The organism is Azospirillum sp. P4_B5, assembly GCF_056402275.1.
In genome coordinates this window covers 1-11652 of sequence record NZ_JBFUHT010000009.1, presented here as the reverse complement: position 1 = coordinate 11652, position 11652 = coordinate 1, and the positions used below count along the sequence as shown (strand labels likewise).

General features: G+C 68.8%; 11 protein-coding genes. 5 read left to right on the top strand and 6 right to left on the bottom strand.

Annotation, left to right across the window (positions count from 1 at the left end):
- Nucleotides 1-42: 42 nt before the first annotated feature.
- Nucleotides 43-1158: a 3-isopropylmalate dehydrogenase gene (gene leuB, locus AC1DVI_RS09365; protein ID WP_476957731.1), complete on the top strand. Its 1116-nt coding sequence runs from the start codon at nt 43-45 to the stop codon at nt 1156-1158.
- A 103-nt stretch (nt 1159-1261) separates the two neighbouring features.
- Here the strand turns inward: leuB and AC1DVI_RS09360 are convergent, their stop codons facing one another.
- Entirely contained in the window at nt 1262-1582 is a 321-nt protein-coding gene (locus AC1DVI_RS09360) for a con-10 family general stress protein (protein ID WP_476957730.1), read from the bottom strand.
- 200 nt (nt 1583-1782) lie between these two features.
- On the opposite strand from AC1DVI_RS09360, the gene AC1DVI_RS09355 reads away from it, so the two are divergent.
- The gene (locus tag AC1DVI_RS09355; RefSeq protein ID WP_476957729.1) at nt 1783-2301 is read left to right on the top strand and encodes a hypothetical protein; all 519 of its coding nucleotides are present in this window, start codon (nt 1783-1785) and stop codon (nt 2299-2301) included.
- Between the two features lie 29 nt (nt 2302-2330).
- On the opposite strand, the gene AC1DVI_RS09350 is transcribed toward AC1DVI_RS09355, so the two are convergent.
- The gene (locus AC1DVI_RS09350; RefSeq protein ID WP_476957728.1) at nt 2331-3212 is read right to left on the bottom strand and encodes an HpcH/HpaI aldolase/citrate lyase family protein; all 882 of its coding nucleotides are present in this window, start codon (nt 3210-3212) and stop codon (nt 2331-2333) included.
- A gap of 156 nt (nt 3213-3368) precedes the next feature.
- On the opposite strand from AC1DVI_RS09350, the gene pdxY reads away from it, so the two are divergent.
- Complete coding sequence (gene pdxY, locus AC1DVI_RS09345) at nt 3369-4229, top strand: pyridoxal kinase PdxY (RefSeq protein WP_476957727.1); 861 nt, start codon at nt 3369-3371, stop codon at nt 4227-4229.
- A gap of 50 nt (nt 4230-4279) precedes the next feature.
- Nucleotides 4280-4858: an LOG family protein gene (locus tag AC1DVI_RS09340; RefSeq protein ID WP_476957726.1), complete on the top strand. Its 579-nt coding sequence runs from the start codon at nt 4280-4282 to the stop codon at nt 4856-4858.
- Nucleotides 4859-4863: 5 nt separating this feature from the next.
- On the opposite strand, the gene AC1DVI_RS09335 is transcribed toward AC1DVI_RS09340, so the two are convergent.
- The 3 genes from AC1DVI_RS09335 to AC1DVI_RS09325 form a co-directional block, all read right to left on the bottom strand.
- A complete protein-coding gene (locus AC1DVI_RS09335; RefSeq protein WP_476957725.1) occupies nt 4864-5277 on the bottom strand; it encodes a hypothetical protein in 414 nt (137 codons plus the stop codon).
- A gap of 133 nt (nt 5278-5410) precedes the next feature.
- Nucleotides 5411-6565, bottom strand: coding sequence for a cell division protein ZapE (gene zapE, locus AC1DVI_RS09330; RefSeq protein ID WP_476957724.1), 1155 nt, complete (start codon nt 6563-6565; stop codon nt 5411-5413).
- 101 nt (nt 6566-6666) lie between these two features.
- Entirely contained in the window at nt 6667-8046 is a 1380-nt protein-coding gene (locus AC1DVI_RS09325; RefSeq protein ID WP_476957723.1) for a diguanylate cyclase, read from the bottom strand.
- A gap of 281 nt (nt 8047-8327) precedes the next feature.
- On the opposite strand from AC1DVI_RS09325, the gene AC1DVI_RS09320 reads away from it, so the two are divergent.
- The gene (locus tag AC1DVI_RS09320) at nt 8328-10541 is read left to right on the top strand and encodes an ATP-binding protein (protein ID WP_476957722.1); all 2214 of its coding nucleotides are present in this window, start codon (nt 8328-8330) and stop codon (nt 10539-10541) included.
- Nucleotides 10542-10667: 126 nt separating this feature from the next.
- Here the strand turns inward: AC1DVI_RS09320 and odhB are convergent.
- A partial coding sequence (odhB, locus tag AC1DVI_RS09315) for a 2-oxoglutarate dehydrogenase complex dihydrolipoyllysine-residue succinyltransferase (RefSeq protein ID WP_476957721.1) occupies nt 10668-11652 on the bottom strand: 985 nt, incomplete at its 5' end.

Genomic DNA, 11652 nt, shown 5'->3' with positions numbered 1-11652 from the left:
TAGACAACACTGATAAAGTCTCCAATGGGGAGTGCGTGCGCCATGCCCGCCAACAAGAAGCTTCTGTTTTTGCCCGGCGACGGGATCGGTCCGGAGGTCATGCGCCAGGTGCGCCGGGTCATCGACTGGCTCGACCGCAAGCGCAACGTCACCTTCGACGTCACCGAGGGGCTGGTCGGCGGTGCGGCGATCGATGCCTACGGCGTTCCCCTGAAGGATGAGACGCTGGCCGACGCGCTGGCGGCGGACGCGGTGATGCTGGGCGCCGTCGGCGGCCCGAAGTGGGACAACCCCACCGACTACACCAAGCGTCCGGAAGCCGGTCTGCTGACGCTCCGCAAGGAGCTGAACCTGTTCGCCAACCTGCGCCCGGCGGTGGTGTTCGACGCCCTGGTCGACGCCTCGACCCTGAAGGCCGACGTCATCAGGGGCCTGGACATCCTGATCGTCCGCGAGCTGACCGGCGGCGTCTATTTCGGTGAGCCGCGCGGCATCACCGACATCGGCAACGGCGAGCGCCGCGGCGTCAACACCCAGGTCTACACGACCAGCGAGATCCGCCGCGTCGCCCGCGTCGCCTTCGAGCTGGCGCGCAAGCGCGGCAACAAGCTCCACTCGATGGAGAAGGCCAACGTGATGGAATCGGGCCTCCTGTGGCGCCAGGAAGTCACGAAGCTCCATCAGGAGGAATTCTCCGACGTCACGCTGGAGCATATGTACGCCGACAACGGCGCCATGCAGCTGCTGAAGAACCCGAAGCAGTTCGACGTGATCGTCACCGACAACCTGTTCGGCGACATCCTGTCGGACGAGGCGGCGATGATGACCGGCTCGCTCGGCATGCTGCCGTCGGCCTCGCTCGGCGCTCCGGACGCCAACGGCCAGCGCAAGGCGCTCTACGAGCCGGTGCACGGCTCCGCCCCGGACATCGCCGGCCGCGACCTCGCCAATCCCTGCGCGACGCTGCTGTCCTTCGCCATGTGCCTGCGCTACTCGTTCGACATGGACGCGGAGGCGAAGATGCTGGAGAAGGCCGTGCAGAACGTGCTGTCGGGCGGCATGCGCACGGCGGACATCATGGCGCCGGGCATGGCCCGCTGCTCCACGACCGTCATGGGCGACTCGATCCTGCGCGAGCTGGACAAGCTGGCCTCCTAACCGGTCGCGGGCCCCGGCCCGGCGGGCCGGAGGACGCCGACCAGAGGACGCCGAAAAGAAAGCCCCTCTCCAACGCGGAGAGGGGCTTTTTTCGTCGGTGCCGTCAGTCGCCTTCGCCCGGACGCAGGGCGGCGCCGCGTCCGCCATGGCTCGCCTGCCCGCCCTTCCGCCCGGCTTCGGCGGCCAGGGACGGGTTCTTGGAGAAGCTGCGGGAGGATGCCGGTACACTCCGGCCCCCCTTCCGCCCCGCCTCCGCGGCGAGTTCCGGGTTCTTGGAGAAGCTGCGCTTGTCGGCTGGCACGCTTTCCCCGCCCTTGCTGGCGATCTGGCGCTGCCGGTCACGATCCATCGACGCGAAGCCGCGGTTCGATGTGCGACCGTTCCCGGACTGGACTTCGCCTTGGCCGTTGTCTTTCGAGGCCATCTTCAACCTCCACCTCTGCCACATGTCGGAAAACCGATGGGGGACGACTTGGTTCCGGTGAGGTCGTGATTCCGCTTCCCTCGGCACCCGTAAGTGGCAGCGGAACGCATCGGACAGTACCGGGGGAACGCTTCGCGTCCCGATCGGTTGACCGGACGGGGGTAAGCCGAAGCGGGACCACGAAGCAGAGAGGTTCAACGATGGGAGTCGAACTCACGGGCGAACGACGGCTGTTGTCCGAGAAGGAATTCGAGCAGGTCCGCCGCAGCCATTACCCGGATCTGGAGTCCCTGCCGCCCGACGAGACCCTGACGCTCGCCCGCTGGCTGCGCGGTGAGCGCGACCGGGCGCGCGACATCATCGCCTCGCGCCGCCGCGGACGGCGGGGCAAGGCCAGCGGCACCGGCCAGCAATCGGCCGACGCCAGCGAGCGCGGCCTGTCCGCCAAGAAGCAGGTCTACGCGCGGGCGCTGAAGCGGGTGAACGGGCGGCTGGAACGGTTCCGCGCCGAGCGGCGGCGGGAGATCATCCAAGCCAACCTTCAGGACGCCCTGAAGCGCAGGGAGAACGCGGAGCCCCAGCACCCGTCCCCTGGACGCACCCCTCGCAAAGGCATGCGCCCGATCCCCAGCGGGCGCCGGACGGTCGACACCGATCCACGCGAGATCGGGCGGGTGTCGCAGTTCGTGAAGGACGCCCAGGCACGCCGCGATTCCTGAGCGTTTCCCGGTGAGCGGAGCTGCGGGCCTCAGCCCGCCGTCGCCAGCGCCCGGATCGCCTCGGCCAGCGCGACGAGGCGCCGGGCGTTCTCGACGTGCAGGTTCTCCACCAGCCGCCCATCCACCAGAACCACACCCTTCCCCTGGGCGACGGCCTCGGCGTGGGCCTGGATGATTCGGTGGGCCTGGGCGACCTCCTCCTCGCCGGGGGCGAAGGCGGCGTTGCAGGCGGCGATGGTCTTGGGGTGGATCAGCGTCTTGCCGTCGAAGCCAAGCTCCCGCCCCTGGACGCAGGACTCCGCGAAACCCGCGTCGTCGTTCAGGTCGAGATGAACCCCGTCCAGGATGGCGAGGCCGTAGGCCCGCGCCGCCAGCAGGCAAAGGCCGAGGCTGGTCAGCATCGGCAGCCGGTCGCGCGTGTGGGCCGCGTGGAGATCCTTGGCGAGGTCGGAGGTGCCCATCACCAGCCCGCCCAGCTTCGGGCTGGCCCCGGCGATTTCCTTCGCGTTCAGCATGCCGAGCGGCGTCTCCATCATGCACCAGATGGTCTGCCCGTCCGGCGAGCCGTTGGCGCGCAGCACCGCCTCCGCCTGGCGGACCATGGCGGCGCTTTCCACCTTCGGCAGAAGCACCGCGTCGGCCCCGCTGGAGGCCGCCATCACGAGGTCGTCGTAGCCCCAGGGGGTGTTCAGCCCGTTGCTGCGGACCACCAGCTCCCGCCCGCCATAGCCGCCGGCGGCGATGGACGCCTTGATGGTGGCGCGGGCCTCCGCCTTGGCGTCGGGGGCGACGGCGTCCTCCAGGTCGAGGATCAGCCCGTCGGCGGGCAGGCTGCGCCCCTTCTCCAGGGCGCGGGCGTTGGAGCCGGGCATGTAGAGCACGCTGCGGCGCGGGCGGGCGGTGGCGGCCATGGCATTCCCTCAAGCGGTCTTGTGTCGTTGCCGCAGGATTAGCCGCAGGAGCGCGGACTGTCCATGCGGTGCGTAGGGCTGGTCTGCATGGAAACATCCCCAGCGTGTGGCGCGGACGGTTTAGGATGCGCCCCCAACCTTTCGGATCGTCCGCCCATGAAGACCGTCATTTCGATCCAGTCCCACGTCGCGTACGGCTATGTCGGCAACCGGGCCGCGGTGTTCCCGCTGCAACGGCTGGGCTGCGACGCCATCGCGGTGAACACGGTGCAGTTCTCCAACCACACCGGCTACGGCGAATGGACCGGACAGGTCTTCACGGCGGAGCATGTGGCCGACCTGATGGACGGCGTCGCCGCGCGCGGCGTCCTGCCCACCTGCGACGCGCTGCTCTCCGGCTACATGGGCGACGTCGGGCTGGGACAGGTGATCGTCGAGACGGCGGCCCGGCTGAAGGCCGCCAACCCGCGCGCCGTCTACGCCTGCGACCCGGTGATGGGCGACGTCGGGCGTGGCTTCTTCGTGCGCCCCGGCCTGCCGGAGTTCATCCGCGACCACGCCGTGCCCGCCGCCGACCTGATGACGCCCAACCAGTTCGAGCTGGAGTATCTGACCGGCCGGACGGTGGAGACGCTGGACGACGCGCTGGCCGCCACCGCCGCCCTGCGGGAGCGCGGTCCGCGTCTGGTCCTGGTGACCAGCCTGACCCGCAAGGACGCCGACCCCGGCCACATCGAGATGTTGGCCGACGACCGGGACGGCGCGTGGCTGGTCTCCACCCCGCGCCTGCCGCTGGACCCGCCGCCCAACGGGTCGGGCGACGCGGTGGCCGCCCTGTTCCTGGCCCATTATCTGAAGGCCTTCGATCCGGCCGAGGCGCTGGAGCAGGCGGCGGCGGCCATCTACGCCATCTTCCAGACCACCCGCCGGATGGGCACGCGGGAGCTGCAACTGATCGCGGCGCAGGACGAGTTCGTGAACCCCAGCCAGCGCTTCACGGTCACCCGCGTCCGGTAAGCCACCTGTTACGACACGCGTCCGAGAGAGGGCGCGCACAGAGGAACGACATGCGGATTTGCGTCTATGCCGGGTCCAACCCCGGCACCAACCCGGCCTATGGCGAGGCCGCGGAACAGCTTGGCCACCAGATGGCGGAGCGTGGCATCGGCCTCGTCTACGGCGGCGGGCGGACCGGCCTGATGGGCCGGATCGCCGACTCGGTCCTGGCCGCGGGCGGCACGGTCACCGGCATCATCCCGCAATTCCTGATGGACAAGGAGGTCGGCCATCAGGGCCTTCAGGAGCTGCGGATCGTCGCCACCATGCACGAGCGCAAGGCCCTGATGGCCGAGCTGTCGGACGGCTTCATCGCGCTGCCCGGCGGAATCGGCACGCTGGAGGAGCTGTTCGAGGTGTGGACCTGGGCGCAGCTCGGCCGCCACGACAAGCCCTGCGGCCTGCTCAACGCCTCCGGCTTCTACGATGGGCTGGCCGGCTTCCTCGACCATGTGGCGGGGGAGCGTTTCATGCAGCCCAAGCACCGCGACATGCTGATCGTCCGCGACACGGCGGCGGGCATCCTGGACGCCTTCGCGGCCTACGAGCCGCCCGCGGTGAGGAAATGGCTGGACGAAGCCCGCACCTGAGGGTCTCAAGGCTCAAGCAGCTTCTTCATCAGGGCGTTCCAGTCGCGCTTGAACTGGGTGCCGAAATCCACCTCGGCGACCGCTCCGCTCCGGCCCGCGGGCCGGACGATGGCCGCCGCCCGGGAGTCCGGCTGCGCCTTCGCCTTGCGCTGGACGGTGACGACCCGCTTCTTCGGGGGCGGGTCGGGCTTGCGGGTCGGCAGTGGAGCCGCGGTGACCGGGACGACCGGCGCCGCCCCGGTCTGCGAATTGCGGGAAAAGGCGTCCTTGCACAAGCCGCCCTCGCGCGCCTGGGTCAGCGCCTCCCCGTCGAGCAGCCAGCAATCGACGCTGCCCGCCCCGGCGGCGGGGGCGGACTGGATCGGTGCCGTCAGTAATAGCGCCAGCGTCAGTGCACCGCACCGGGACCGCCAAGGCATGCCTCGCCCTCTCCCTCGCCGTTGGACCGACGTTCAGCAATACAACGTCGGACGCCCCTTTATCTGCGGCGCGAAACGGGAGTAGGACGGCATCCCTGTGGTAACACGGGCGGAAGCGCGGGACCGCGACCCCTCAGGTCAGGTGCTGCTGGCGCAGGTAGTCCTCGGACTGCATCTCCATCAGGCGGCTGACCGTGCGTTCGAATTCGAAGGCGTGGGTGCCCTCGGGATACAGCCGCTCCGGCGGGCCTTCGGCGGCGACCACGAGGTTGACCTTGTGCTCGTAGAGCGCGTCGATCAGCGTCATGAAGCGCTTGGCCTCGTTGCGCAGCTCGTCCTTCATCGTCGGCACGCCGTGGATCAGCACGGTGTGGAAGTGCGTCGCGATGGCGATGTAGTCGGCAGCGCCCAGCGGCTTGCCGCACAGGCTCCAGAAATCCACCAGGGCGACGCATTTGGCGGCGCAGGCGATCTCCACCCGCCGGCCCTGGACCGACAGATGGGCCGGTTCGCCCCGGGCGCCATCGGTCAGCGTCTCGAAGGTCCGGCGAATCTTGGCGTCGCTCTCCGCACCGAGCGGCCAGAAATAGACGGGCTTGCCCTGGAGCCGGTCCAGCCGGTAGTCGGTCGGGCCCTCCAGCGCCAGGACGTCGAGCTTTTCCTTGAGCAGGGCGATGAAGGGCAGGAACAGCTCGCGCTGCAGCCCGTCCTTGTAGAGCATGTCCGGCGGCCAGTTGGACGTCGCGACCACCACCACGCCGAGGTCAAACAGGCTGGTGAACAGCCGGCCGAGGATCATCGCATCCACGACGTTGGTGACGTGGAACTCGTCGAAGCAGAGCAGCCACGCCTCGTCGGCCAGCGCGCGGGCCAGTTCGGGCAGAGCGTCGTCGGCGTCCTTGCCTTTGCTCTTGCCCGACTGGCGGTGCTGGTGGATGCGCTCGTGCACCTCCAGCATGAACTCGTGGAAATGGACGCGGCGCTTCTTCTCCACCGGGGCGGTGTCGAAGAACAGGTCCATCAGCATCGACTTGCCGCGTCCGACGCCGCCGTACATGTAGAGGCCCTGCGGCGCCTCCGCCGGTTCGGAGCGCGGGCGGCCCAACCCGAACCGCTCCAGCCAGCCGGCCTTCGCGCCGCCGGCCTTCCCGGCGGGCTGCGGGCTGTAGCCCTTCAGCGCCTTGTGGAGGCTCTGGAGCTTCTCGGCGGCCAGCTCCTGATCGGGGTCGGGGCGCAGCGTCCCGGTGCCGCGGCGGGCCCGGTAGAGCGAAAGCGGTCCGTCAGACATGGAATTCGCAGGTCTCGGCAGGGAAAGGTCTTACGTAGCCGATGCGTCACCGCAGGGCAACGCCCGATGCCGGGACGCAGCCGCGCTCAGGCGATCACCATTCAGGCAATCACCACGCGGTTGCGGCCCTGGCGCTTGGCCTCGTAGAGCGCGGCGTCGGCGCGGCGGACGGTGTGTTCGTAATCCGGGTGCCCCTCGTGCAGGGCCGCCCCGATGGAGGCGGTGACCCGCAGCCCGTTGCCGGCGCCCCCGGTGCCATGGAAACAATGCTCCTCGACCGTCTGACGCAGCCATTCGGCCTTCACGCGCAGCGCCGCCTCGTCCATTTCGGTCAGCAGGATGAGGAATTCCTCCCCACCGTAGCGGAAGACGAAATCGCCGGCCCGGACGTGGGTGTGCAGCAGTTCGGCCATGTCCGACAGGACGGAATCGCCAGCCTGATGGCCCAGCGTGTCGTTGATCGTCTTGAAATGGTCGGCGTCCATCAGCAGCACGGCGAAGGGCTTGCCGTGACGCAGGCTGATGGCCACCTCCCGCTGGAAGATCGCCGGCATGAAGCGCCGCGTCAGCAGGCGGGTCAGCGGGTCGCGCCCGCTTTCGATCTCCATCGCCTTCCCGATGATGGTGCCGAGGACGTAGGCGATCTCCGTGACGTCGTTGTTCAGCTCCTTCACGAAGGCGGGGGTGATCAAGCCGCCCTCCACCGCGGCGGTCACCTTGGCGCTGATGCGGGTGGTGCGCTCGCGGATGAGGTCCAATTCGGTCACGCGGCCGAAGGTCAGCTCCGCCTTGTGGTTCAGCCACAGGCCGAAATCGGAGGATTCGATGGGCGGCGGGCTCGCGTGATTGCTGTCCTCGTGCGCGTAGAAGGACACAACCGTGTTGCGCAGCCAATCGAACAGCGATGATTTCAGCCGCTCGCCCTCCAGCGCCAGGTTGGGGCCGCTCATGAACATCTTCAGGGATTGCTGATGGCGGACGTTGCCCAACAGGTCGCCCAGATAGGCCTCGTGCATGTTGTCCAGCACGGTGTCCAGCAACTCGCCGACGAACAGGATGGCGGACGCGGTCTGCGCGCGGCTGAGGTCGGCGGCCAGCAGGCGGGCGGACAGCTCCTTCTTGACGATCCGCATTCCGGCGTTGACCAGCGTCAGCGGGATGTTGATGCGGGCGTGGATCAGCCCGACTTGGTAATTCTGCTCCAGCACCGCCGCAATGGCCTCGTCGGTGGAGGCGGTGAAGAGCGCAGAGATCCAGCGCGCCAGCGACGGGCGCAGCCGTTCCTGGACCAGCGTGTGGCTGAGGAAGGCGTTGCTGTCCGGGCGGTCCAGCAGGATTGCGTAGAAGATGTCCGAGATCGCGTCGGCGTCAGCGAGCGCGATGGCGGTCACGCGCTCGCGCACGGCGGGTTCGGTGTCCGTCCACAGCGACGACAGCGTGGCGGCGAGGATCGCGGCCTTGCGGTCTTTCTGGCTGTTCATCGTCCCTGTTCCTTTGCGCAACGATCCCCGACCCCCGCGAATTCTTAACGCTCGGCGGGCGTCAGGCAAAGCGCCAATCGACCGTCCGGCGGGTCGGGTTCATTGATGCATTAAGGTTAAACTTCCATTATGGTTTTCGCGCGAGATTGGCGGTGGCCGAGGGCGGTACCGTCTTGCGTTGGGTAATGCCACGCGGTCGGTCCCTTAACGGCCCCGTTTGGACTGCGTGCGGAGATTTGTTCACAGCCATGGCCAGCCGCAATCCGGTTCGCGATGAGAACTTGCCACCCTCCGGACTGGGGGAGCGGCTGTTCGAGGTTCTGGGGTCGGTGCGCTTCCTGATGAGGGCGTCCGGGGTGGCCTTCATCGTCGTGGTGAACGCGATGATCGCCTACGGCGTCTGGCAGCGCCACGCCGAGGCCGTCCATGGGGCCGAGCGCTCGACCCGCAACCTCGCCCGCATCCTGGAGGAGCAGGCCGTCCGGACGGTGTTCAGCGTGGACCTGCTGCTGTCCGATCTGGTCACCATCCTGGACACCCATCCGCAGGCCCGCACCGCGGCGGCGCCGTCGGTGAACGCCCTTCTGCGCAACCGGCGCGACGCCATCGGCCCGATTTCCGGCCTGATCGTGGTGGACGAGCAGGGGCGCATCCTGCACCACTCCGCCGACAGCAGCCCCCCGGCCTTCGATCTGACCAACCGGCCCTATTTCGCGGCCCACCGGGACGAGAACGCCTCGGACGGCGGGCTTCACATCGGCGCGCCGGTCCCCAGCATGGCCTTCCCCGGCACCTACGTCATTCCGATGAGCCGCCGTTGGTCCCACCCGGACGGCAGCTTCGCCGGGGTGGTGGTCGCCATGATCAATCCTTTGCGGCTGGGGGCCGGCTTCGAGGGGTTGCGGCTGGGGCTGGAGGGCACGGTCACCCTGGCGCTGGCCGACGGCACGGTGCTGATCCACCGCCCCTGGGACGAGGGCCGCCGGCGCCTCGCCACGCTGGCCGATTGGCCGGAGGTCGACGCGGCGCTGCGCACGCGGGACGCGGCGACGCTGGACACCGTGCTGCCCACCGACGGGCGCCCCAGCATCGCCAGCGTCCGCCGCGTCGCCGATTATCCCTTCACCGTCGCCGCCACCCTGCCGAAGGCCGAGGCGCTGGGCGAATGGAAGCGCGACAGCGCGGTGTGGATCGCCATGGGCCTCGCCATGTCCGTGGTGATCGCCCTGCTGACCTGGTACGTGGAGCGGCAGCAGTCCCGGCGGGAGCAGGACCAGAACCGGCTGGAGCGCGCCTCCCGCCGCATCCGCGGAATCCTCGAATCCATGGTGGACGCGGTGGTCACCATCGACTCGCGCGGCATCATCGAGACCTTCAACCCCGCGGCGGAGCGCATGTTCGGCTATGCCGAGGCGGAGGTGGTGGGGCAGAGCGTCAACATCCTGCTGCCGGAAGGCTTCCGCGCCGGCCACGACCGTTCGATGGCCGGCTACCGCCCGAACGCCGGCTCGCGCATCATCGGCAACGATCGCGAGGTCCTGGCGCTGCGCCGCGACGGCAGCACCTTCCCGATCAATCTGGCGGTCAGCGCGCTGCGGCTGGGTGGACCGGATGGGGAGAGCGGACCGGAGGAGAGTGGGCCGGAGGAGAAGGGGGCGGCGCGGCGCGTCTTCGTCGGCGTCATCCGCGACGTCACCAAGCGCCGGCAGCAGGAGGCCGAACTGCTCGCCTCCAAGAGCCAGGCGGAAATGGCCAACCGCGCCAAGTCCGAATTCCTGGCCAATATGAGCCATGAGCTGCGGACGCCGCTGAACGCCATCATCGGCTTCTCGGAGATCCTCGACAGCGAGTTCTTCGGCAAGCTCAACGACCGCCAGAAATCCTGCGCCAAGGACATCCACGACAGCGGCAAGCATCTGCTGGACATCGTGAACGCGGTGCTCGACATGTCGAAGATCGAGGCGGGCCGCTACGAGCTGTCCGAAGAGGTGATCGACCCCTGCGAGGCGGTGGCCCAATGCCTGACCATGGTCCGCGACCGCGCCGCCGACAGCGGGGTGGACCTGCGCAACGGCGTGTCCGGCGGCCTTCCCGCCATCTGGGTGGACCGACGCGCCTTCAAGCAGGTGCTGCTGAACCTGCTGTCCAACGCCGTGAAGTTCACGCCGGAGGGCGGCAGCGTCACCCTGGCCGCCCGCGTCGAGGAGGACGGCGCCCTGGCCCTGTCGGTGACCGACACCGGGATCGGCATCCCGAAGGACTTCATGGAGCATCTGTTCCAGCCCTTCCGACAGGCCGACAACTCGGCGAGTCGCCAGTTCGAGGGCACCGGGCTGGGACTGTCGATCTCCAAGAACTTCATGGAGTTGCACGGCGGCTCGCTGACCTGCGTCAGCACGCTGGGCTCCGGGACGACCATGACGCTGCGCCTGCCCGCCGAGCGGGTGGTGAAGCCGGAGGACACCGCTGCCCGGATCGCCGCCGTGCTGGTGTGATGGACGTTCGACGGTGTGACGGCAAAGAAAAAGGCGCCGCGCGGCGCCTTTTTTAAGTCCGGAGGCTTTCGTCCCCCGGTGGTCGGGTGCGGGAGGACGGTGCCTCCCGCAGTCCCTATGTGCATCTCAGACGTCCAGCAGCAGGCGCCGCGGGTCCTCGATGTTTTCCTTGATGCGGACGAGGAAGGTCACCGCCTCCTTGCCGTCGATGATGCGGTGGTCGTAGGACAGGGCCAGATACATCATCGGGCGGATCTCGATCTTCCCGTTCACGACGACCGGACGCTCCTGGGTCTTGTGCATGCCCAGGATGGCCGACTGCGGCGGGTTGATGATCGGGGTGGACATCAGCGAGCCGTAGACGCCGCCGTTGGAGATGGTGAAGGTGCCGCCGGTCAGCTCGTCCATCGACAGCTTGCCGTCGCGGCCCTTCTTGCCCAGCTCGCCGATCTTGCCCTCGATCTGGGCGAAGCCGAGCTTGTCGGCGTCGCGGACGATCGGAACCACCAGACCCTGCGGCGTGCCGACGGCGACGCCGATGTCGTAGTAGTTCTTGTAGACGAGGTCGGTGCCGTCGATCTCGGCGTTGACCGCCGGGATCTCCTTCAGCGCCTGGATCGCGGCCTTCACGAAGAAGGACATGAAGCCGAGACGCACCTTGTGGCGCTTCTCGAAGAAGTCCTTGTACTCGTTGCGCAGCGCCATGACGTTGGTCATGTCCACCTCGTTGAAGGTGGTCAGCATGGCGGCGCTGTTCTGGGCCTCCTTCAGACGCTCGGCGATGCGCTGGCGCAGACGGGTCATGCGGACCCGCTCCTCCTGCGCGGCGCGCGGACGGTCGCCCGCGGTGCCGGCGGTCCACTGGTACTTCTGCGGGGCGGCGGCCGGAGCGGCGGCCGGAGCGGCGGCGGGAGCGGCGGCCGGCTTGGCGGCGTGGTCGATCACGTCGCCCTTGGTGATGCGCCCGTCCTTGCCCGTGCCGGCGATCTGCGAGGCGTCGAGGCCCTTCTCGGCGACCAGCTTGCGGGCCGCCGGGCCGGCGTCGGCCAGAGCGGTGGCGCCCGCCGGAGCCGGAGCCGCCGCCGGGGCAGCGGCCGGAGCCGCGGCGGCG